The organism is Bacillus sp. A1, assembly GCF_042296235.1.
Lineage (GTDB): Bacteria > Bacillota > Bacilli > Bacillales > Bacillaceae > Bacillus > Bacillus velezensis.
Map to the genome: position 1 here is coordinate 3766643 of NZ_CP141181.1, position 21515 is coordinate 3788157.

At 46.9% G+C, this 21515-nt stretch carries 26 protein-coding genes; 2 read left to right on the plus strand and 24 right to left on the minus strand.

Annotation, left to right across the window (positions count from 1 at the left end):
• Position 1 precedes the first annotated feature (1 nt).
• The 15 genes from U2H13_RS18555 to U2H13_RS18625 all read right to left on the minus strand — a co-directional run bounded on the left by U2H13_RS18555 (position 2) and on the right by U2H13_RS18625 (position 13983).
• Positions 2-700 (minus strand): response regulator transcription factor, encoded by a 699-nt coding sequence (locus tag U2H13_RS18555; protein WP_014419158.1) that lies wholly within the window; start codon positions 698-700, stop codon positions 2-4.
• A 191-nt stretch (positions 701-891) separates the two neighbouring features.
• Positions 892-1758, minus strand: coding sequence for a DUF4097 family beta strand repeat-containing protein (locus U2H13_RS18560; RefSeq protein WP_376700574.1), 867 nt, complete (start codon positions 1756-1758; stop codon positions 892-894).
• A 20-nt stretch (positions 1759-1778) separates the two neighbouring features.
• Positions 1779-2483, minus strand: coding sequence for an ABC transporter permease (locus tag U2H13_RS18565; protein WP_014419160.1), 705 nt, complete (start codon positions 2481-2483; stop codon positions 1779-1781).
• Positions 2484-2547: 64 nt separating this feature from the next.
• Entirely contained in the window at positions 2548-3474 is a 927-nt protein-coding gene (locus U2H13_RS18570) for an ABC transporter ATP-binding protein (RefSeq protein WP_121984322.1), read from the minus strand.
• 358 nt (positions 3475-3832) lie between these two features.
• Entirely contained in the window at positions 3833-4288 is a 456-nt protein-coding gene (locus U2H13_RS18575; RefSeq protein WP_154817809.1) for a dTDP-4-dehydrorhamnose 3,5-epimerase family protein, read from the minus strand.
• Entirely contained in the window at positions 4285-5133 is an 849-nt protein-coding gene (gene rfbD, locus U2H13_RS18580; protein WP_015418465.1) for a dTDP-4-dehydrorhamnose reductase, read from the minus strand. The genes U2H13_RS18575 and rfbD overlap by 4 nt, the downstream gene beginning before the upstream one ends.
• A 20-nt stretch (positions 5134-5153) precedes the next feature.
• The gene (gene rfbB, locus U2H13_RS18585) at positions 5154-6101 is read right to left on the minus strand and encodes a dTDP-glucose 4,6-dehydratase (RefSeq protein WP_021494763.1); all 948 of its coding nucleotides are present in this window, start codon (positions 6099-6101) and stop codon (positions 5154-5156) included.
• 2 nt (positions 6102-6103) lie between these two features.
• A complete protein-coding gene (locus tag U2H13_RS18590) occupies positions 6104-6841 on the minus strand; it encodes a sugar phosphate nucleotidyltransferase (protein ID WP_029972897.1) in 738 nt (245 codons plus the stop codon).
• A 27-nt stretch (positions 6842-6868) separates the two neighbouring features.
• The gene (locus tag U2H13_RS18595; RefSeq protein WP_376700575.1) at positions 6869-7873 is read right to left on the minus strand and encodes a PseG/SpsG family protein; all 1005 of its coding nucleotides are present in this window, start codon (positions 7871-7873) and stop codon (positions 6869-6871) included.
• A gap of 1 nt (position 7874) precedes the next feature.
• Positions 7875-8615, minus strand: a complete 741-nt coding sequence (locus U2H13_RS18600) for a cytidylyltransferase domain-containing protein (RefSeq protein ID WP_376700815.1) — start codon at positions 8613-8615, stop codon at positions 7875-7877.
• The gene (locus U2H13_RS18605; RefSeq protein ID WP_156735416.1) at positions 8608-9729 is read right to left on the minus strand and encodes an N-acetylneuraminate synthase family protein; all 1122 of its coding nucleotides are present in this window, start codon (positions 9727-9729) and stop codon (positions 8608-8610) included. The genes U2H13_RS18600 and U2H13_RS18605 overlap by 8 nt, the downstream gene beginning before the upstream one ends.
• The gene (locus U2H13_RS18610; RefSeq protein WP_376700576.1) at positions 9729-10592 is read right to left on the minus strand and encodes a GNAT family N-acetyltransferase; all 864 of its coding nucleotides are present in this window, start codon (positions 10590-10592) and stop codon (positions 9729-9731) included. The genes U2H13_RS18605 and U2H13_RS18610 overlap by 1 nt, the downstream gene beginning before the upstream one ends.
• On the minus strand, positions 10593-11762 hold the full coding sequence (locus U2H13_RS18615) for a DegT/DnrJ/EryC1/StrS aminotransferase family protein (protein WP_250193161.1): 1170 nt from the start codon (positions 11760-11762) through the stop codon (positions 10593-10595).
• Between the two features lie 21 nt (positions 11763-11783).
• Positions 11784-13208 (minus strand): CDP-glycerol glycerophosphotransferase family protein, encoded by a 1425-nt coding sequence (locus U2H13_RS18620; RefSeq protein WP_077723011.1) that lies wholly within the window; start codon positions 13206-13208, stop codon positions 11784-11786.
• Positions 13209-13212: 4 nt separating this feature from the next.
• A complete protein-coding gene (locus U2H13_RS18625; protein WP_146283959.1) occupies positions 13213-13983 on the minus strand; it encodes a glycosyltransferase family 2 protein in 771 nt (256 codons plus the stop codon).
• 280 nt (positions 13984-14263) lie between these two features.
• Between U2H13_RS18625 and gerQ the strand changes: the two genes are divergently transcribed.
• Positions 14264-14809 (plus strand): spore coat protein GerQ, encoded by a 546-nt coding sequence (gerQ, locus tag U2H13_RS18630; RefSeq protein ID WP_146283958.1) that lies wholly within the window; start codon positions 14264-14266, stop codon positions 14807-14809.
• A gap of 46 nt (positions 14810-14855) precedes the next feature.
• Here the strand turns inward: gerQ and U2H13_RS18635 are convergent, their stop codons facing one another.
• The 8 genes from U2H13_RS18635 to U2H13_RS18670 all read right to left on the minus strand — a co-directional run bounded on the left by U2H13_RS18635 (position 14856) and on the right by U2H13_RS18670 (position 20237).
• Complete coding sequence (locus U2H13_RS18635; protein ID WP_376700577.1) at positions 14856-15227, minus strand: DUF423 domain-containing protein; 372 nt, start codon at positions 15225-15227, stop codon at positions 14856-14858.
• A gap of 63 nt (positions 15228-15290) precedes the next feature.
• Positions 15291-16610, minus strand: coding sequence for a purine/pyrimidine permease (locus U2H13_RS18640; protein ID WP_003150968.1), 1320 nt, complete (start codon positions 16608-16610; stop codon positions 15291-15293).
• A gap of 18 nt (positions 16611-16628) precedes the next feature.
• A complete protein-coding gene (locus U2H13_RS18645) occupies positions 16629-17051 on the minus strand; it encodes a YwdI family protein (RefSeq protein WP_376700578.1) in 423 nt (140 codons plus the stop codon).
• A 58-nt stretch (positions 17052-17109) separates the two neighbouring features.
• Complete coding sequence (locus tag U2H13_RS18650) at positions 17110-17793, minus strand: uracil-DNA glycosylase (protein ID WP_021494756.1); 684 nt, start codon at positions 17791-17793, stop codon at positions 17110-17112.
• Between the two features lie 14 nt (positions 17794-17807).
• Positions 17808-18614 carry a glycosyltransferase family 2 protein gene (locus U2H13_RS18655; protein WP_232489345.1) on the minus strand — a complete coding sequence of 269 codons (807 nt, stop codon included), beginning with the start codon at positions 18612-18614 and terminating at the stop codon, positions 17808-17810.
• Positions 18615-18698: 84 nt separating this feature from the next.
• Complete coding sequence (locus tag U2H13_RS18660) at positions 18699-19226, minus strand: hypothetical protein (RefSeq protein WP_046560132.1); 528 nt, start codon at positions 19224-19226, stop codon at positions 18699-18701.
• 44 nt (positions 19227-19270) lie between these two features.
• Positions 19271-19906 (minus strand): permease prefix domain 1-containing protein, encoded by a 636-nt coding sequence (locus tag U2H13_RS18665; protein WP_376700579.1) that lies wholly within the window; start codon positions 19904-19906, stop codon positions 19271-19273.
• Positions 19899-20237: a PadR family transcriptional regulator gene (locus U2H13_RS18670; protein WP_003150960.1), complete on the minus strand. Its 339-nt coding sequence runs from the start codon at positions 20235-20237 to the stop codon at positions 19899-19901. The genes U2H13_RS18665 and U2H13_RS18670 overlap by 8 nt, the downstream gene beginning before the upstream one ends.
• A gap of 149 nt (positions 20238-20386) precedes the next feature.
• Between U2H13_RS18670 and U2H13_RS18675 the strand changes: the two genes are divergently transcribed.
• Complete coding sequence (locus U2H13_RS18675) at positions 20387-21199, plus strand: bifunctional hydroxymethylpyrimidine kinase/phosphomethylpyrimidine kinase (RefSeq protein WP_003150959.1); 813 nt, start codon at positions 20387-20389, stop codon at positions 21197-21199.
• Positions 21200-21229: 30 nt separating this feature from the next.
• Here U2H13_RS18675 and U2H13_RS18680 read toward each other — a convergent pair whose 3' ends face one another.
• On the minus strand, positions 21230-21505 hold the full coding sequence (locus tag U2H13_RS18680; RefSeq protein WP_229154584.1) for a DUF1273 domain-containing protein: 276 nt from the start codon (positions 21503-21505) through the stop codon (positions 21230-21232).
• Positions 21506-21515: the final 10 nt, after the last annotated feature.

A 21515-nucleotide genomic window follows, 5' to 3' on the forward strand; every position in this document is an offset into this window, starting at 1 on the left:
TTTAAAAATCTCCCAACTTATAACCGATTCCCCACAAAGTTTTTATGTACATTGGATGAGATGGATCGTCCTCAATTTTCTCTCTGAGCCGTCTAATATGAACATTAATTACATTCTCATCTCCATGATACTCATCTTCCCATACGGATTTATAAAGTTGAGACTTAGTATATACTTGTGAAGGATTAGAAATAAAGAGTTTTAAAATATTAAATTCTTTTGCCGTGAGATTAATCTTTTCATTGAATTTTTTAACAGAAAAGCCATGCAGGTCAACACTTAAATCACCTATTTTAATGATTTTTTCTTCCTTTGAAGACAGGGAGCTCTTATAGTGTCTTTCTCTTCTAATGGTTGCTTTAATTCTGGCTATTACCTCCAGCATAGAAAAAGGTTTAGAAATATAATCATCAGCCCCGAGGCCGAGACCAAGTGCCTTATCTACATCTTCATCTTTTGCAGACATGATAAGAACGGGAACCATACTTTTGGAACGAATCATTCTTAAACATTCCATCCCATCTATCTTCGGAAGCATTAAATCCAACAATATAACCTCAAACTTTTGGGTGTTCAATATGTCTAAAGCTTCTTCACCATCAAAAGCAGCTGTTACTTCAAACCCTTCTTTCGTTAAGCTTTCGCTTACCATATCGCTTATGAATTGGTCGTCTTCTACAATTAATATTTTGTAACCCAAGCTTTCCGCTCCTTAAATATAAAACTGATATTCTTAATTCACTGTTTATTTCAATCATTATACAGATAATTAATCTCATTATAATTATTTTTTATACAAAAGGAGATAAATATTCCAAAACATTTTAAATACAAACAAATAAGACAACCATTCTTCAATAGCGGGAATTGTTGTCTTGTGTTTTTCTCTTTTTATCTCACCTTTATCGAACCATCTTCACTAGATAGACTCACTTTATTACTTCCTGCGCCAATTTCACCTTTTTTCAGTTTTACGCCATCATGGCTCTTATTAAGCCCATCTAGATCAAACGTTACATCAGAATTACTCTGAGCAAAAACAGCAAGTGAAGTTGGCGCTTTTTTATAAGATACACCTATATCTCCTGATTTCGTATTTACTGATAAAGATGTTCCTTCTGTTATGTCCTTGATTGAAACCGCTCCATCTTTAGAAGTAACCTTTACATTGGAACTATGTATTTCCTTCATCTCGTTATCGCCGCTTGCAGATGTTATATTTAATTTCTCAAAAGAACTATTTTCAACGCTTAACGCCCCATCCCTGGATGAAAACTTTCCAGTATGAGCCGAAACATTATTGATTTTTTCATCACCGGAATGATTATCAACGACAATATGTTCAGCTGAAATTTCACTTAATTGTATATTCCCATCTTTATTGGTTATTTCAATATTGTTCATACCTGAATTGGGAACATTAATATAGATTGTGCCGCCCTGCTTCCCAAAAGTAAATCCATCCAAAAAGCCGCCATTCTTTTGTTCTTTTTGACTAACGACCAAATCTCTCCCATTTTCTTGAAATGTAACTAGAGCCTTATCTTTCTGTTTCCCCTCAGCAGATATTGTTGCCTTATTTGAATTACTCTTTTTAAACTTCACATCCCATGAGTCAGTATATACTTTTAAAGTATCAATTTTTTCAACATTGTAGGACACGTTCTTTTTAAAGTTTTTTGTATCTGTCTTATCAAGGATTAAAACAATTCCGCCGATTACGATTAACACTGCACATGATGCTATAATCTTCTTCATTGTATAATTTCTCCTTTTATCTACAATAAATCTTTCTGATCCACCTTACGGTAAGAAAGATAACCGACTAAAAAACCAAATAAACAAAGTATAATTGGAATGATAATAAATTGACTTAAACTGACTGTTTCTTCTCCGTCGGAAACTGTTGCATTGATAAAGACCCCGATTATGACAGCCCAAGTGATTGTAGCAGAAGTTGATTTTTTTCTCATGCCGAAAAATAAAGGAATCAGACTCACTCCTCCCATCATAAAAGCGGTGAGAAGAGACGATGGCATAGCGGAAATAACTTCACTCATTTCAACAGGCTTCTCGAATAAATATAAGTGCGGACTCACGAAGAGAATTAACAAGTTAATAACAAACGTAGCAATAACAATACTTACAAAGCAGAATAGGAAGACAATAGATAGTTTAGCTTGCATTAATTTTTTTCTTTGTAAAGGATAAGTAAACAGCAATTGTATTGTTTTATTTTTATATTCATCAATAACTAAACGGGATAAAATCACAGCAGAAAAACAAATAAACACAATTCTAATTAAAATATTAGTTAGAGATATAAAATCTGCATAATCACGAAACATAAGTTCATTTTCATTTTTAGATTCCCATCCCATAAGAGCCACTAAGGCAAAGATGATGAATATCCAAAGTGCCACCCATTTAAAATACTGTGATAAGTGATGTTTTTTGTACTCTAATTTCATAAGTTTTAACATGCTAATAGCCTCCAGCAGAAGAATTTAAGACAATGCAAATAGGTGCATAACACAGACAGGCAATCTATCTAGTGTGTATTCCCTCCCCATTCATAGAATTTAAGAAGTATTCTTCTAAAGAACTGTGTTTTTTATTTATACTTTCTATACCAATGTCATTCAGAATAAGTGCTTTAGAGATTTCTTGTTGTGTAACTGCTGTTTCATAGATACGAATTAATTGCTGGTCAATCATTTTAAAATTTCTTATCCCCAGATTTTGCTCTAAAATATATAACGCTTTTTTTATATTTTGGACTTTTACCTCCACATACTCTGTTTGTTTTCCGTTTATACTCTTCATAGAAACTTCTTTTATTAACTTGCCATTCTGTATGATACCAACAGTATCTGACATTTGTTCCATTTCGGCTAAAATGTGACTGGAGACTAATAATGTAATTCCATATTCTCTGCAAAGTAACTTAAAGAGATCCCTCAACTCTTTTATACCTATTGGATCCAGACAGTTAATCGGCTCGTCTAAAATGAGAAGTTCTGGTCTTGTAGAAATAGCTCTGGCTATTCCTAACCTTTGTTTCATTCCTAAAGAAAACTCTTTCACTTTTTTATTATCAATATTATGTAACTTTACAAGCTCGATAGCGTGGTCAATGGATTTTTTATCGTAATAGCCCATATATTCACAATGGAAATCTAAATTTTCTTTAGCAGTGAGGTTGTCATAGAAAATGGGATATTCAATAATGGTGCCCATTCGTTTTAAAACTTCAAATGACGTATCTGTTAATTTCTCACCGAAAATTTCTATTTCCCCACTTGTTGGCTTGATTAAATTGGTAATCATTTTCATAATGGTTGTTTTACCTGCACCATTGGGACCCAAGAATCCATAAATCTCCCCTTTTTTCACGTGCATATTAACCCCGGAAACAACTTCTTTTCCTTTAAATGTTTTTGTAAGCTGACTCGTTTTTAAGATGTATGTCATTCGCTTTCCCCTTTCCATATATACTCCTACTATATAAAGGAAAGTTCTCTTTTCCCTTAAGCAAATATTACTTTTTTCTTAAGATTTTTCTAATTAAATCCTAATCCTATCCCCATTCTATAAATCATTTATTGTTTTTTAGGATGTATGTTCTTCATAGGAGAAGAAAATAAGAATCTTTTAATTTTTGGTTCCATTAAGGATTAACCGACATCTTCCAAGACATTTTTGATGAAATTGTCCTTCAGGCCAGCAATCATGATAGTCGACGGTCGTATCTTATTCACTAGCTCCATTCACAGCAAATGCTAACATCAGCACAAAAAAACGAAGACATCCGCTGTCTTCGTCTTGTGCGCTACCGGTGAGCCGTCTGCCAGTCAAATCCGATGGTGTCATCATTCCACGGAATTCTTTTTTCGTCAGGCTGATCCGGATTGTAGGACATCGTCGTGAAATAAATAATGGTCAGCGGGGTTTCGCCCAGCACTCTGTACCCGTGTGCGACGCCTTTGGGAATGAGAAGGAGCATCGGATTGTCTTCTCCCATGTAGTAGACATCCGTTTCTCCCTTGGTTGCCGACTCTTCGCGAAGGTCATGGAGCACGACCTGGGCGTAACCCGTCGGAAAAAACCACAGGTCATCCTGTTTCTCATGATAGTGAAATGCTTTAATGACGCCGGGATAGCTTTTGGACCAGGAAGCCTGCCCGAAACGCTCTAAGAGATGTTCATCGTCACGGACGAGTTCTGAGAAAAAACCCCGGTCATCGCTGTGTTTGATCAGCTTTTTGATTTTTACGCCTTCGATCACTTGCACTGTCCCTCCCTTTGTAAATAATCATGCAGCGCTTCCCGCCAATGCCTCATGCCGAGCCCCTGCCGTTCAATCGACTCAAGACTCAACACCGAATAAGCGGGGCGCGGCGTCTCATTTCCGTATTCCTCCGTCGTGACGGGCAGCACGGCGGCGGTTCTGCCGCTTTCTTCAAAAATAGCCTTGGCAAATTCATACCAGCTGCACACTCCGCTGTTTGCGGCGTGATATAAGCCCGGCGGCCTGTCAAACAGACCGATCACCGTTTCGGCTAAATCCTTTGTGTACGTCGGTGCGCCGACTTGATCGTTAACGACACGCACCTGATCATGTGTATCCGCAAGTTTCAGCATCGTATTGACAAAGTTGTGCCCGCCGCTGCCGTACACCCACGATGTTCTGATAATGGTGTGGTTTTTTCCCGTTAACCGGATCAGTTCTTCGCCGAGTTTTTTGCTTTTTCCGTAAATCGTGCCCGGATCTGCGGGATCGTCGGTCTGGTATGGCCGTGTTCCTTTGCCGCTGAAGACGTAATCGGTGCTGATGTGAATGAATTTCGCGCCGGTGTTTTCAGCCTCAAGCGCGGCATAATAAGCGCCGATTCCGTTTATTAAATACGCTTTGTCGAGCTCCGTTTCACATTTGTCAACGGAGGTGTATGCCGCCGTATTGACGACGATATCCGGCTTGTAATGGCTGAACGAGTGCCGCACCGAACGCTGGTCGGATATGTTCATCATCGCTTTTGTCAAGGCGATCACTTCATACCCTTCCCGCTTCAGCTGGCGGCATAACTCCCGCCCCAGCTGGCCGGCCGCTCCGGTTACTAATACCTTCGTCAATCGGATCCCCTTCTTTCCGATTAGTCTTGGCTGTCTGTATACCAGCGAATGGTTCTTCTCATTCCTTCTTCAAATGTGACGTCCTGCCGCCATCCCAGCTCATTTTTCAGCTTTGAAGCATTGATGGCGTAGCGGCGGTCATGCCCTTTTCTGTCTTCGACATGAGCAAACCGTTCCTCGACACCGAGCTCCTTCATGATAAATGACGCAAGCTCTTTATTCGTCCGTTCATTTCCTCCGCCGATATTGTAAATGTCACCGAGTGTTCCTTTTTCCAGGACGAGCTTAATGGCGCGGCAATGGTCTTCGGCAAACAGCCAGTCTCTGATCTGCAATCCGTCGCCGTACAGCGGAACCGGCGTGCCGTTTACGGCATGCCTGATAATGGTCGGAATCATTTTCTCGTGATGCTGGTACGGCCCGTAATTGTTGCTGCATCTTGTAATGATGGCTGGAAGCTTATGAGTTTTCACATAAGACATGACGAGCAGGTCTGAGCTTGCCTTGCTGGCGGAATACGGATTGTTCGGAGAAAGCGGCGTCGTCTCTGTAAAAGCGGGATCATCCGGCGCCAAATCTCCGTACACCTCATCTGTGGAAATGTGAATCAGTCTGCCGGCTTTTCCCTGCAACACCGCGTCCGCCAGTCGGTATGTGCCCATCACATTTGTTGTGATGAACGGCTCTGCCTGATTTATGCTTCTGTCCACATGGGATTCAGCCGCAAAATGAATGACAGCGTCATACATGTGGGAAAAGACTTTGTCAATGTCCTCTTTTTTAGAAATGTCACCTTTGATAAAACGGAAACGGCCGTTCTTTTTTAAGGCTTCTATTTCAAGCGGCCTGCTTGCATACGTGAGATTATCCAGGACGGTAATCTGCGCGTCCGTTTCTTTCAGCATCATCTTTGTGAAGGTAAGGCCGATAAATCCGGCGCCGCCTGTAATTAAATATGATTTTGGCATGATTAATGCTCCTGTCCTTTCTGTATTGCCTGATGCGCCAGGCTTCCGGCGAGGTAGAGCGATTCATGCGTGCCCGCATCCACCCACCAGCCCGTTAACACATCATACGTCAGCTCACTGTGTTCAATGTATAAATTATTGACATCTGTAATTTCCAGTTCGCCGCGTTTTGAAGGGGAAATTTGTTCAATATAAGAAAACACTTCTGCGTCGTACATGTAGATCCCTGTGACGCATAGTCTGGTCGGCGGCTGCTCCGGCTTTTCAATGATCGACTTGATCCGTTTGTTTTCCTCATCAATCTCGGCGATGCCGAAGCGCTCCGGATCGTCCACTTCTTTCAGCAGCACTTTCGCTCCTTTTCCCTGCTTTGCGAAACGCTCCGTATAAGGTTTTAATGAATCTTCAAAAATATTATCTCCCAAAAGCAGGACAAACGGGTCGCGCCCGGTAAACCGCTTTGCGTATGATAAACCGTCGGAAATGCCGGATGCGGCTGGCTGAACCTGATATGTGATTGAGACGCCGAGTTCTTCTCCGGTTTCGAGAAGTTTATGAAATTGCGGAATATATTCTTTTTGCGTAATCAGCAAGATATCCGTAATCCCCGCTTCTTCCAGCTTCATGATCGACCAGTAAATCATCGGATATGGACCGACAGGGAGTAAATGCTTATTGACCGCTTTTGTCAGCGGCATAAGGCGTGAGCCGGTGCCTCCGGCTAAGATAACACCTTTCACATGAACACTTCCTTACGTGTGGTTTTATCACAAATCATAAAGAATCGCCGCCGCCCGTTTGATGCCCCTGCCGTCAACCAGCGGCTTTCCGTTTTGATGAAGTCCGGACCGCATCGGATAATCAGCGGCCATGTCAGACATATGCCGTGCGAGAACGTCCGCTGATATGCATTCACCAAGGCCGAGATGAACGGCGGCCCCCCGTGCGGCGAATTTATCCGCCGTCTCAGTTTGATGCTCCACTTGAGAAAGTACGATGCAGGGCACACCCGTACAAATGGTCTCATATAAAGTGATCCCGCCGGACACGACGGCCATATCAGCCCTCGAAAGAAGCGCGGCCATGTCATTTGTCTGCCTTACCATCTCGGCATAAGGCATTTGTGTAAGATGCGCGCGCACGTCATCAGCATGAGGCGCGGCGCCGCCCATGACGATGATCACTCGTTTTCGCTGAATATCGGGGATGCGGCGGCATGCTTCCATCACTTTAAAGACAAGCTTCTTCGGGTCGCTTCCTCCTAATGAGACCAATATGGTCCGGCATTCTTTTCTCAGCTGATAGAGCTGCTTTGCTTTTTCAAAACCCGGATGAAGAATGATATATTCCGGGCCTTCATATACAACGGCGCCGCCCATTTGAACCGTCCGGCTTTTCAGCCCTCCGTAAATGCCGTTTATAACGGCATCGCATAAATGAATGACATGTTCCCGTTTTTCTTCAAATAAGACGATACGTGCCGATGAATGCTTTTTGACTTCCGCTAACCAGTCACACGGCATATCGAGCAGATCGAATATGAGAAGGTCAGGAGCCTGCCTGTTTATTTCCCGGACAATAAATTCCTTCTGTCCCTTGTCAGGCTTGATGATCACTTCCCATTGATCAGAAGACAGATAAGAAGAAGCCTCTTTATTTGTGTAGAACGTTATTGCGCAATTGTTCTTAATGGCACCGGCAAGCAGCTTCATCCGGACCGCGTGCCCCATGCCGATGTCACGGCCCCCGTCCGCGAAAATCAAAACCCGCATGCTAATCAGCCTCTTTTTGCCGGATCATTTGATTAATGGCCCTGAGCTCCGGATCACTATTCAGCAGATGGATCAATTCTCTTGCCGGAATATCAGGACGCGAGCCCGCTTTTACGTACAGCTCGCGGGCCAGCCTGTAGTCCTCTTCTGTATCGACGGTCAGCCGCAAGTGAGGAGCCCGGAGTTCCTGCGGGGGCTCAGGAAAGAGAAGCCGGTACTTCTCAGAGGATTCTCTTATTAAAAGCGTGACATGCTCCTGATATTTGTCCGCCAGCGTTTTGTCGGCATTGATCTCTGTTAAAAGGCGCGCGTTTACCGCCTCGCCGCCGATGCCGAGCGGTGTACCGCAGATATACGTGTAGTCTGCGTGCTGATCTAAATGCGATTGAATCAGAAAATCAAGCAGCGAAGGGTCGACAAACGGGTTATCCCCCGTCAGCCTGACTGCGATGTCCGGTTTTACTTGTTCGATGACTTGTGCAAACCGGTCAAGCACACGCTGTTCGCTGCCGCGGTGCACACGGTAACGGTTGCTGAGGCAGTGCGCAGACAGAATGTCGTCGGTCTTGCTGTCAGACGCGGCGACGATCATATTATCCCGTGATTGATCGTGAAACGCACTTTGACGAACCCTTTTGACAATCATATCGAGGATCGTATACCCGCCGATCGGTTTCAGCACTTTGCCGGGAAGACGCCCGCTTCCCATCCGCGCCTGAATGATGAACAAAATGTCAGTCATCATATGGGCTGCCTTTCGTCAAAAGGTCATCCCAAGTGATGCCCGTGTCGGCGGGGATATCCCTGACCGCACGCGCGCCGTCAGTTAAAAGCTCAAAATATCTCGGGTGAAGCCCCTGCGGTTTTTGGCCGGGACGAAGGACGGCAAGGTTTTCCGCCGTAAAACATTCGCCTTTTTGAATCGGCGCTGTTGAAAAAATGCCTCTGTAAGCAAACCTTCTGATATCCCCTTCAATCGGTGTCGTCGTTTTATGGGAACTTCCCGACAGCACTTCCGGCACCGGAGCGTGATACCCCTGCCGCAGCTCCGCTTCAACTGAGCGGATCGCCGCAACCATTTCTTTTAATTCATTCGGATTGAGGGCGAAGGAGTGATCAGCACCGGGCAGGTTTTTATCGATCGTAAAATGCTTTTCAATCAGTTTCGCTCCGAGCCTGACAGCCGCGCACGGCACATCATACGGATGGGCGCTGTGATCGGAGAAACCGATCACTGCATCCGGGAATGCGGCGGCAAGCATGGGAATGACGCTCAGATTGCTGTATTCAGGCGGCGCGGGATATTTCGCCACACAATGCATGATCGCAATTTCTTTGTTCCCCTCGCCGGTAATGGTTTGATAAGCCTCCTGAATATCTGAAATATCAGCGCCCGCGGTGGAGAAGATAATCGGTGTCTTCAGCCCCGCGACATATTTCAATAACGGCAGATGGTTCAGCTCGTAGGAGGCGATTTTAAAAGCTGAAGGGGAAGTCGCATACAGTAAGTCGGCAGAGCCTTCGTCACATACCGTGCTTAAAAACAGCACGCCTTTTTTCTTACAATATTCAAGCAGCGGTTCGATCCACTCAGCGGGCATTTCCATTGATTGCACCAAAGAAAAAATAGAGACGTTTTTTCCCGCAGCAGTTTTGTACAAGCCGGGGTCTTTCTGATACATTTTGTCAGCCTGAAACATTTGGAACTTGACCGCGTCCGCGCCGGCCTCACTGGCCGCATCTATCAATTCAAACGCCTGGCTCAGTTTTCCGTCATGATTAATTCCGGCTTCGGCGATGATGAATACGGGCGAACCTTCGCCGATTGACTTCGTTCCGATTTTGCATGATGCCATCAGTCCGCCTCCTTCCCGGGCCACACATGATAGTAGTAATAGGACGCATCCGCTTTAAATCCCATTCTTTCATACAGGCGGATGGCTCTTACATTGTGGAGCTGCGTTCCCGCTGATACAGTCTTATGCTGAAAACGCAATGATTGTTCAATCACGTGCGCCGCTAAATGGTATCCCGCTCCTTTTCCTTCAAAGCCCGGCTTTACCGCCATCAGATCAAGGACGAATTCATCGCCTTTAGACAGCCCCTGAACAAAGCCCGCGGTCTCTCCCTTATATTTGGCGAGGAATTGTAACGAAGCTCTTCCTTCCGCGTTATTCCGCGCCCACTCTTCAAACAGGCGGTTTGCACTTTTATAACTGAGATGGGGGTCCTGATAATACCTGCTTTTTGTAAAGGCGTCGCGGGCCAGCCGGCTGATCGCTTCCGTGTCGCCGGGTCCGGCTTCTGTAATCTCAAACGGCGGCGTGCTGTTATATACACGCACCGGACTGACGAGCTTGAGAAGACTCCCTACAAAATAAGCGTTCGGAAGCTGCTGCACGACCTGCATCGCGCCGATATCTTCAGCCGGTATTTTAATAAATATAAAATCAGTGCCGTCCGCCCGCCTTGCCGCGTAAAATTCCTGAAACAGCCTTTTGAGCTGTCCGGTGCTGTTTGCGGCTGCAAGCTTCACATTGATGATATTTTTTCGGAACAATTGACTTTCCCACGAAGAGTTTTCATATAAAATCACGCCTTGAAGGCTGTTTTCTTCCAATAAACAGAGCGACGATTCATAGGCTTCCGGATGAATGCTCTTCTGATGCAGGAAGGCATGAATCATGTCCTGCGCAAGATTTTCCCTCAGTCTGTACACCTAATCAGCCCCTTTGACGATATCCGTAACGGCTGCAATGACGTATTCAACGTCATCATCTGTCATTGACGGATAAAGAGGGAGTGATACGGTGCGGTGATAATACGCGGCCGCGGCCGGAAAATCAGTTTCCTTATATCCGTACGTTTTTTGATAATACGGATGGAACGGAACCGGAATAAAATGAACACTTGTGCCGATATTATATTGGTCTTTCAAAGCGGAAATCAGATCGTTCCGGCTGATCCCGGCCTCCTGCTCCTCTATTTGAAGAACATACAGATGCCATGCATGCCGCCCGTCATCACTGACATACGGGACGGTGAGCCCTTTCATGTGTCTGAAGGCGTCCTGGTAGCGGCTTGCAATTTCAGCCCTTCTTTGCTGCATGCTGTCAATCCGTTTCAGCTGATGAAGCCCAAGCGCTGCCTGAAGATCAAACATATTCATTTTATAGCCGGGCGTTTCGACCTCGTAGTACCAGCTTCCGTTTGAAGAATAGCGGTTCCACGCGCCTTTGCTCATGCCGTGAAGGCTGAGCACCCTGATCTGATCGGCAAGCCCGTCATCGTCCGTCGTCAGCATGCCGCCTTCACCGGTTGCCAGGTTTTTTGTCGCGTAGAAGCTGAATGCCGTCGCATCACCGATTGATCCGATCATTTTCTGTTTATAAGTGGTATACACGGCATGGGCGGCATCCTCTAAGACAAATAATTGATGCTTTTCGGCAATGGCCAGAATCTGATCCATATCACATGACTGGCCGGCGAAATGAACGGGTACAATCGCTTTTGTCCGCGGGGTGACGGCCGCCTCAATTTTTTCAGGGTCTGCATTCAGCGTAAGCGGATCGATGTCAACAAACACCGGAACGGCGCCTGTGTGCACGATTGTATTGGCTGTTGAACTGAACGTCACGGCAGACGTGATGACCTCGTCACCGGGACCGATCCCTTTCGCTTTCAGGGCCAAAAACAAAGCGGCGGTACATGAGTTCAGCGCGATCGCGTGCTTTGCCCCCGTCCAGGCGGCAAAGGCTTTTTCAAACGCCTCTACTTTCGGTCCCTTTGAAAGCCAGCCCGATTCAAGCGTATCAATAACCTCCTGAATTTCGTCCTTCCCGATCATGGGCAATGAATAGGGAAGAAAAGCTGATCTTTTTTGCACCATTTTTTTGCGCTCCTATCTTTTTTATGAAGGGTCAACCCGTCTGAAGCTGACTCCGGTTTTTTCCTGAAGCACTTGGCATAAAGCGGCAAGCGAATCCTGTACCGGGTAGTTCGCGGCGACAAAAGCACGGCGCGCCTGTTCCGCTTTTTGATATGCTGCGGGGCTTTCGCATATCCGGATTAATTCCTGAGCGAGTGCCTGCGGGTCCTCAAAGACAAATTCTCCAAGTGAATGATAATAAGGGTATCGGCGGGTTCCCGCTGATTTTCCGATCAGCACGGGCTTTTGAAACAGCATCGCTTCAAGACCGACCGTTGATGTCTGTGTCACCGCAGCGTCAACATACGGGAGAATATCATACAGCTCCATCTCTTTTTTGATGATTTTGCCTGCTTTATATTTCCGCAGCACCTGATTGTAAGCATCCAGCTTGTTTTTGCCGATTTCCCACGGATGCGGTTTAATAATGAGCTGCATGTTCTTTTGGCCGGCAAGCTCTTCAAGCACTCCCGTATAAAATTCATCAGAAAACGGCTGCGTGGCGATCAGCACCGTCCGCTGTGACGGGAGAAAAGAAAGTTTGCGGTAAAACGTGTCCCGATCTATCGGCTCTCTTGAGAAAATCTCGTCGAAACGGGGATGCCCCGTGATGATGATTTGTTCATCCCTGCAGCCTTTTGCTTTATACCACTCCGCTTCATAAGCCCCGAATACAGCCTGATAGTCCGTAAATACGGGCAGAAACGCTTCATCTCCCATGAGCGCTCCGTGCTGCAGACAGATGCTGACGGCGTTTTTTTTCGCGGACATCAGCGCCAGCACACGGCTGTAAATATCCTCCGTCGTGCCGACTACAACAGCGGAAATCTTCTCGGCCGTAAACAAAATATCAACGGCGTCAATCGCTTCAATAAATAACGGGATGTCTTTATACAAACGTTCCTGAAATTCTCTGTTTCCGAAAGCGGGATGGCTGTGAAGCTCTTTCAAAATGGAATGGGCTTTTTCAATATAAGGGACGGGGTTCCCTTTTTGTCCCATTTCCGTCAGCTCCAATTTGCAGATAACGGGCAGCCCATGATGGTCAGGCAGACTCCACCTGGCCAGTACCGCTGTTTTTGCCGGATCAAACTGCCGGTAATTTCCCTCGGTGAACCGAAGATGATCGAAATGCAGAATGACTTTTCCGTTTACCGGTTTCTCATCTGTTTTCTTAATGTTTTGCCTTTTTTGATCATAATAAGGCTGAATACCGGCTTCAGGAATATGCTGATCCGCCGGACCGAAAAGCTCTGGGTTCTGCTCCATGCTCTCCCGAAGCGCCGGACTGATATATTGATAAAAATTACTGATCAATGCGAGCGGGATGTCTTTGTAGCGAAGTGACTGAAAAAGGTCAATATACTGCCGGTACAGCACCCAATAGTTCGCTAAGTATGCCGACAAGCCCTCACCCCTTTCCAAGCTTTTTTAATGATTCCCTCAGCTCCCGGCACGTGGTCTGCTGCGGAAGGCTGTTCACAAACTCGTTTTTCTCCGCCGCGAAAAGCTGATAATGGATGGATTGATCGGTAATATAATTGATATCAAGCTCCTCAGAAATCGGGTAAAACGGATAAAAATGATTCACTCTCCAGAAGAAACGGGCGTCACCGATCCGGTAAAACGTTGGGCTTTCATCCCAATAGGAACCGAATGCCGCTTTGACCTGTTCCAGCACGGAAAACCGGTGCATGACCGAACAATGGTCAATGGCGCACGGCGCGTTCCACACGATCCGTTCGGCGGGCCTGGCCGTCTCCTTCACCGTCTCTTTCCGCTGATTCAGATGATAGGTTTTGGAACTTGAATACACGACGGCTTTTTCCGGGTCTTCATCAAGCTCTTTCACCATTTTCTCAAGCCGTTCCGGCACATACGTGTTGTCGTCGGTCGCATACGTCACGTACTCGCCCTCCGCCATTTCTATTGCCTGATTAATCAAAGCGGCGTAGCGTGTTTTTTCCGTTCTTTCTTTGACGCCCGATACATCGCTTTGATAAAACCGGACGCGGTCATCCGTGAGAAAAGGACGTATTTCCGCCAATGTCTCTTCATTTGAGTTGTCATCCATAATGAACAGTTCAAAGTCCGTAAACGTCTGAGACAGAATACTTTTAATAGAGCGGGCCACATAGTCACTTTTGTTATAGCTCGTCATGATCACTGACACTTTAGGCAACTCGTCACCCCCTTTTCGCACCTGAAACTACCGCTATCATATGTTCCTTATGCGGAAGATGCGCTAGGAATACAGACTATTATGTGAAAAGTCAGCATTGCGCGCACAAAAAAAGCCGGCTCTGATGTCCGGAAACATTGGATCGTATTTTCTTTTTTCGCATAAATCTTTCTTTGGGCTCATATGGTGGAATAGATAAAAACAGCAGCCGCTCTGTCGGCTGTCTGATACTTGTCAGGAGGTTTCAGCATCAAGAGGTTTTCATCAAAGGAGGAACAATATGAAACCGAAAAAGAATCAATATCAGCAAATGCAGGGGATGGGGATGGGAATGGATATGCAAGGATTCCAGCCGCAGCACGGGCCTAATCCTTATCCGCAGCCTCAGGGCCAAGGATCACAAATGATGCCGATGCAGCAGCAAATGACAATGCCGATGCAGCAAGGCCAGCAGGGCTTCGGCGGGGGGTTCCCCGGCCAGCCGCAGCAGCAGGGCGGCGGCAGCTTTCAAATCCCGTCAGGTCCATCATCGTCACAAAACGTTCCCGGCATGCTGCCGATTGAAGAGTCATACATTGAAAATATTCTGCGGTTGAACCGGGGCAAAACGGCGACGATTTATATGACATTTGAAAACAGCAAAGAATGGAATTCAAAGATTTTCCGCGGTGTGATTGAGGCGGCGGGACGTGACCATATCATCATCAGCGATCCGAAAACGGGCACCCGCTATCTGCTTCTGACCATTTACCTTGATTACATCACATTTGATGAGGAAATCGCTTATACTTATCCGTACTCCATGTCTTCTTATTCTCCGAGATAAATCAAAAAGCCAATCGCTCACTTGACAGAGGATTGGCTTTTTTTCTTTATAAATATTTGACGGCCGCGACGATAATTATAATCCAAGAGATGATAAACGCCACGCCGCCGAGCGGTGTAATCGCGCCGAGAATGGAAATCTGCGTCACGCTCAATACGTACAGGCTTCCTGAAAACAGAACGATGCCCGCAAACATCAGCCAGCCCGCGACAGAAACACTGCCTGCGCCAGAAAGCTTTTCGGCCAAAAACGCGACAGCCAGAAGACCGAGCGCGTGATACATATGATATTGCACGCCTGTGTGCCACACCTGCAAATATTTATCGGGGATTTTCCCTTCAAGCCCATGCGCGCCGAAAGCGCCCAGCGCCACGGCCAATAAAGCGTTAATCGCACCAAGAATAATAAACACTTTCATCTATTTTTCTCCCGCCTTTTCGTTAAAGTTTCCAATTCAATCATAACCCAACATCGGCAAAATTCAACGTCCGTCATCCGATGACACGAGATTGTCGGATTTTTTCTTTTTGATAAGCTGGATTCGGTCAATCGCTATCGCCAGCAGCGTCCCGAGCACAAGGCCGTTGCTTAAGAGCGAAATCAGGATCGGATGCATCCCTGATAACGCGCTCTCCGGTACAAACATTACGCCGACCCCCGTGAGGAGCGCCAGACCGATAATGGAGCGGATTCGTTTTTGCTCCGCTTTCTCATAAGAGTCAAACTCTGTAAAGGCAAGACCCGCCATCGTGGAGAAAACGACGAAGTTTACCGCAAAGCCGACCGGTGAGGGCAGACTCGCAAACGCATTCATAAATAGCGGGATCATACTGATGATCATGACAAATACACTTCCCAAAAGAAACGGCTTTTTCGAAGGAAGCTTCGTCGTCTCAATAAAACCGGCCGCCCCTGAAATCGGCACAGGCGCAATGCCCCCTGACAGCCCGCTCAAAAGGTGGCTGATCGAAGCCGCAAACCCTGCCGGACGCTCACGCCGTTTCCCAACGGTGCCGCCGAATTTTTTCACCGCCGCTTCTACAACCCGGATGCTCGCGAGCATGTTGACAATCAAAAGCACGGTAATGAAGAGTGACGTAATGATCAAGCCGCTGTCAAACACGGGTTTTCCAAACGGAAAAAGAACCGGCAGCTGAATCACGCGATCCGGTATCTGAATCGGTTTGGCAGCGCCGAAGACGGCGAATAAGATCCATCCGCCGGCAAGCGAAAGGAGAATCGCATACTGTCTTAAGAACGTAACATTTGATCGGGACATGATGAACATCGCCGCCGTCACAACCATGGCGAGCCCGAATACAAGGCCGTCGACGCTGTTTTTTAAATAGCCGATGCCCAAAAGGCCTTTCACAATCGGCTGACTCAGCTGCATGACCAACAGCAGCAGATACACACCGGTCACAACCGGCGTAAACAGCACGGCCAGCCGTTCAATCACTTTAAAAAGGCTGAACAAAAAGAAAAAGACAGCGCTTAATAACAGCGCCCCCTGCAGCGCCCGCAGCGTCTCGCCGAATGTCGCAAATACCGTGCCCGTCAGTCCGCCGTAAATCGTGTATACGCCCCACCATAAGCCTGCCGGGCTTTCATTAATCGGCAGACGATGTCCCTGGAGACATTGGATGACCGCAGCGACGCCAAGCACAAAAAATGTGCTCTGAATCAATGCGGCAGAATCGGCATGGTTCAAGTGAAATGATTGTGCGATGGCGACAGGAACTACAATCGCAGCCGCAATCATAAATGCCGTCCATTGCAAACCCCCGAGTATCAGTTTCAAGTCAATCAACCTCTCCTGTTAAAAATCGAAAATGGAATCCCCGTTTCCGTCTTCCTCACGTTCGTCTTTCGCTTTTTTCTGATATTGGTTCAGCCCGGCGCTGCCCATCATTTTTTCAAGCAGCAGCGGGTCTGTCGAAGGAGACGCGGAAGGTTTCGGCGCCGCTTTCGGAATCGGATTCTGCACAGGCGCCGGAGCGGTGTGCGTCTGAGTGCCGAGCACGACATCACACAGAGAGCGGATGGCGGCCGCGTGCATTTTGACCTCCTCGGTGCGGATCGCCGTTTTCGCCTGCCTCAGTTCTTCTTCCATCTTCTGAATCAAAGCAGAGATATGTATGTTCATGAGTAAATCCTCCAGCAGTAATTTGTCTTCTTCCTGCATTTTATCAAATTTCTGAGCGAATCGCAGAATGGAGTTTGTTATTTTTTCTGACGGCATACCGCCCGGAACATCAAAAAAGACGCTTCCGCCGGGCGGAAGCGCCTCAAAAAACCGTTTATTGCGGCAGGTCGGGGATGCACCAATCGATCGGCTGCTCCCCCATTTTTTCAAGGGCGGCGTTTGTACGGGAAAACGGTCTGCTCCCGAAAAAACCGTTCCTTGCTGAAAACGGGCTCGGATGAGTCGATTCAATAATAATGTGTTTCGATGTGTCAATGCGCTCTTTTTTCATCTGCGCGTGACGCCCCCACAGGATAAAGACAATCGGCTTCTCTCTTTCATTCACCACATCAATGATGCGGTCAGTGAGCCGCTCCCATCCTTTGCCTTTGTGGGAATTGGCCTGACCGCGGCGAACCGTAAGCACTGTGTTTAACAAAAGCACTCCCTGCTTCGCCCAGCTGACGAGCGATCCGTGGTTCGGTACGGAGCAGCCGATATCTTCCTGAAGCTCTATGAAAATATTTTTCAAAGACGGCGGCTGTCTGACCCCGGGCTGAACGGAAAAACTAAGCCCGTGCGCCTGTCCTGGCCCGTGATACGGGTCCTGTCCGAGAATGACCGCTTTTACATCCTCATAGGGCGTATAATGCAAGGCGTTAAAAATATCATGGCTGTCAGGATAAATCGTTTGGCTGCTGTATTCTTGTTTCAGCATCTCTCTCAGCTCTTGATAATACGGTTTGTCAAATTCATCTTTCAGCTGATTCCACCAGCTGTCCTTTAAAAGCTGTTTCAAACTGTCCGTCCCCCTTATGAACTGTGCAGTCTTGAATGGACGGGCTTTCCGTCCCACACAATGTCAGTCGGCGCCTCCCGCCTCTTCATGTCCGGCTCTTCAAGAAGAACCGCGAAGTTTTTCGTCGGGAGCTCCCCAAGCCCGTGCTTTTCGCTTAACCGGTCTAAGTACCGCTTCCGTTTGCCGCCGAGATCCGCGGACTGATTGCCGCCTCCCTCAAAAAACGCATATATGACGCTCGCGCAAGGAACACGCTTCACACGGTGCTGTTTCGCGGCGCGCAAATAAAAGTCCCAGTCCCAATAATTATGGACATCCGGATCAAAATACCCTAACGTGTCATGCAGAGAACGCCTGTACATGCTGCCCGACGGAACGTACGTGGAAAACACCCGCATATCCGCATAATCCGCCGTATAGGCGAACGGCTTTCGTGACACCGGGTATCTCGTGCCGCCCCGTTCTTCAAATGACACAATTTCCGCGTCAGAATGGACAAAATCCGCATCAGCAAGTGCAGTCGCCATTCTTTCCAAATGGCCCGGCGTAATGAAATCATCATCATCGCACAGCATGATACAATCACCCGACGCTTTTTTCACACCTGCGTTCCGCGCTTCCACATGTCCGGCATTCTGTTCTAAATCAATAATCTGAATCGGCAGATCGCTGTACAGCTGCTTCGCTTGTTCGACCGATTCCCCGGCATCATTTACGATGATGACTTCATAAGGCTTTATGGTCTGCATGGAAATCGACTCCAGCAGCTCACACAAAGCCGGAATCCGGTTATACGTGACTATGACAATTGATATATTCATGACCCGCTCCTTCTGCTTTTTCTCATGTTCTATTAAAACATAAAGCGGCGGAGAGATCAGGGGGGATTTTTGATTTCGGCCCATTCAGAAACAAATCCAGGTCATGCCCGCCAGCAAAACGAGAATGATCAGAAGGTCTCCCCAAACAGTGCATACCGCCTTGGCATTAAGTCTGCCCGCCTCCATGGCGTTCCAAAGTTTTGATTGATAAACAGGCACCAACACCATCGCATAGCATGTGCACAAGCAGACAAAAGCCGGCGGGACAAGCGCACATCCATCCTCATGCCAATCATGAATCAGTTCCGGTATACTCACTCCGCTGTCAATGTACAAGTATAATATACCCGCCAGCGGAATGAGCGAACTGATCTGCAGCTCGAAAAGTTTCACCTTCCACTCACGCGCAAACGAAACGGCCCAAATCCATCCCAGCGCATAAAACAATAGAAGAAGCAAAATACTGAAAACAACAAAAATAGCGTCTTGCATCCCATTCAGAACCATAATAAAAAGACTCCCAACGGGCAATGCAAGAACCAAGCCGCAGACGGTAAATACGGTAACGGCTATTTGGGCGCACGCGCCGTACATCCACGAACCTAATCTCATTTTAACACCCCTATATAGATTCCCTATGTATATAGTGAAAAAGATCAGGCAAGTCTCTGCCTGCCTGCATAAAAACCTATTTTGCCGCAAAACGGAAAACATACCGTCACAACAGCGCATACTGCCGCAAAACTCGGTGTGACCGCCGAAGGAAACAGCCCAGCCGGAACCAGATTGAACAAAAAGACAAACATAAAACATAGATTCGGCACCATTGAAGCCCATACCGTCCGCTCAGCAAGCTTTTTGCCGCCAGCCCCGAACTCCTTGCCAGCTTGATAGCCGATTTGGAACCAATACAGCACATAACCGATCATAATCAGCCATACTGACACGGAAATCCCTTTCCACAGCGCGTCAACAGCGGGATGAATCTCCCACGCGTGCATCATCGTAATCATCGCCCCCATCACAAAAAGACCGCAGTTGCAGAACAGATAAAAGAGCATAAAAGTCCGCGCGGGCACCGCCGAAGCTTTTTGAAAAGCAGAGATAATCTCAGACGGAGTCCCCACTTCCCGCAGAATAAGCGCCATCGCTTCGCTTTCGGTTTTGCCTTTTTCCAGATGATCACAAATGGCATGATGAATATGGCTTTCGATTTCCTTTAATAATTCACGGCTTCCGGCCTTGCCTTCCAGCCCTTTTCTGATTTCCCGCACATAAAGGTCCTTATCCATTCTGCCCGCCCCGCTTCAGCATCCGGTCCATCAGAGCGGAGAACAGATTCCATTCCTTCGTCCGTTCGGCTAGAATGTTTTTTCCTTCATCGGTGATCCGGTAATATTTTCGGTCGGGCCCTTTGGTCTGCTTTTCCCAGTAAGAAGAAATATAGCTTTGGCGTTCAAGCTTATGAAGCGATGGGTACAGCGTGCCTTCCTTCATTTGCAGTTCATTCCCGCTTCTTTTCTCCATTTCTTTCACAAGTTCATACCCGTACATGGGCCGTTCATTCAGCAGCGTCAGCACCAGAATGACCGTGCTTCCCTTTACAAGCTCCCTGTTGAGCATTTATTTTCTCACCCTTACCTAGTAATCTTATGTAGGTATTGTACGCACATCCCCCGGGGCTGTCAAATCATTCCTCCAAGCCTTCCGTATTGTGATCGGGAGAAAATCTAACTATAATGAGATATAAAACACTGATGGAGGCCATTGATATGTCAATGCACAAAGCACTTACTATTGCCGGTTCTGATTCCAGCGGCGGCGCAGGAATTCAGGCCGATTTAAAAACATTTCAAGAAAAAAACGTATACGGAATGACGGCTTTGACCGTGATCGTAGCGATGGACCCGGAGAACAGCTGGGATCATCAAGTATTTCCGATTGATGCCGATACGATTCGCGCACAGCTGGCGACGATTGTTGACGGAATCGGCGTAGACGCCATGAAAACGGGAATGCTCCCTACCGTGGAGATCATAGAGCTTGCGGCGAAAACGATTAAAGAAAAACAGCTGAAGAATGTCGTTATCGATCCTGTCATGGTCTGCAAAGGAGCGAACGAAGTGCTGTATCCGGAGCATGCCGAAGCGCTTCGCACCCAATTGGCGCCGCTGGCAACCGTCATCACGCCAAACCTGTTTGAAGCAAGCCAGCTGAGCGGTATGGATGAATTAAAAACGGTGGAAGACATGAAAGAAGCGGCCAAGAAAATTCACGAACTCGGCGCGAAATATGTATTGATTACAGGCGGAGGCAAATTGAAACATGAAAAAGCGATCGACGTGCTGTATGACGGAGAAACCGCGGAAGTATTAGAAAGCGAAATGATTGATACGCCTTACACGCACGGAGCCGGATGCACATTCTCCGCCGCCGTGACGGCCGAACTGGCCAAAGGCGCTGAAGTGAAGGAAGCCATCTATGCGGCAAAAGAATTTATCACTGCGGCAATCAAAGAATCTTTCCCGCTGAACCAATACATCGGACCGACTAAACATTCGGCGATGCGTCTTAGCGGAAAATAAAATAAATATCCCCCTCATGATCGAGGGGGATTATTTCATTTTTTTCGCGGATGACCGCAAAAACATCTCAATCGATTGCACAAACAGCGCATATTCCTTCATCTGTTCATATGTATGCCTCAGCCGATCACTCCATTCATTGTGCGGCTCAGCCCTCTTGAGCATGCGATTCAGCTGAAGCAATACTTCTTTATATTCTTCCCGTTTATCTTCCACTTGCTCTGCGGCTTTGACAAGTAAACATTTCGGCGTCATCTTCTGATTTTTCAAAGCTGAGAAAACAACTCCTTTTATTCCTGGAATCATAGGCTTTCGT

Coding starts and splice junctions, on each gene's coding strand:
- U2H13_RS18560 (WP_376700574.1), bottom strand. CDS start 1,758: ATGAAGAAGATTATAGCATCATGTGCAGTGTTAATCGTAATCGGCGGA.
- U2H13_RS18565 (WP_014419160.1), bottom strand. CDS start 2,483: ATGTTAAAACTTATGAAATTAGAGTACAAAAAACATCACTTATCACAG.
- U2H13_RS18570 (WP_121984322.1), bottom strand. CDS start 3,474: ATGACATACATCTTAAAAACGAGTCAGCTTACAAAAACATTTAAAGGA.
- rfbB (WP_021494763.1), bottom strand. CDS start 6,101: ATGCCAAAATCATATTTAATTACAGGCGGCGCCGGATTTATCGGCCTT.
- U2H13_RS18595 (WP_376700575.1), bottom strand. CDS start 7,873: ATGCGGGTTTTGATTTTCGCGGACGGGGGCCGTGACATCGGCATGGGG.
- U2H13_RS18600 (WP_376700815.1), bottom strand. CDS start 8,615: ATGACTGACATTTTGTTCATCATTCAGGCGCGGATGGGAAGCGGGCGT.
- U2H13_RS18605 (WP_156735416.1), bottom strand. CDS start 9,729: ATGGCATCATGCAAAATCGGAACGAAGTCAATCGGCGAAGGTTCGCCC.
- U2H13_RS18615 (WP_250193161.1), bottom strand. CDS start 11,762: ATGGTGCAAAAAAGATCAGCTTTTCTTCCCTATTCATTGCCCATGATC.
- gerQ (WP_146283958.1), top strand. CDS start 14,264: ATGAAACCGAAAAAGAATCAATATCAGCAAATGCAGGGGATGGGGATG.
- U2H13_RS18635 (WP_376700577.1), bottom strand. CDS start 15,227: ATGAAAGTGTTTATTATTCTTGGTGCGATTAACGCTTTATTGGCCGTG.
- U2H13_RS18645 (WP_376700578.1), bottom strand. CDS start 17,051: ATGCCGTCAGAAAAAATAACAAACTCCATTCTGCGATTCGCTCAGAAA.
- U2H13_RS18655 (WP_232489345.1), bottom strand. CDS start 18,614: ATGAATATATCAATTGTCATAGTCACGTATAACCGGATTCCGGCTTTG.
- U2H13_RS18660 (WP_046560132.1), bottom strand. CDS start 19,226: ATGAGATTAGGTTCGTGGATGTACGGCGCGTGCGCCCAAATAGCCGTT.
- U2H13_RS18665 (WP_376700579.1), bottom strand. CDS start 19,906: ATGGATAAGGACCTTTATGTGCGGGAAATCAGAAAAGGGCTGGAAGGC.
- U2H13_RS18670 (WP_003150960.1), bottom strand. CDS start 20,237: ATGCTCAACAGGGAGCTTGTAAAGGGAAGCACGGTCATTCTGGTGCTG.
- U2H13_RS18675 (WP_003150959.1), top strand. CDS start 20,387: ATGTCAATGCACAAAGCACTTACTATTGCCGGTTCTGATTCCAGCGGC.
- U2H13_RS18680 (WP_229154584.1), bottom strand. CDS start 21,505: ATGATTCCAGGAATAAAAGGAGTTGTTTTCTCAGCTTTGAAAAATCAG.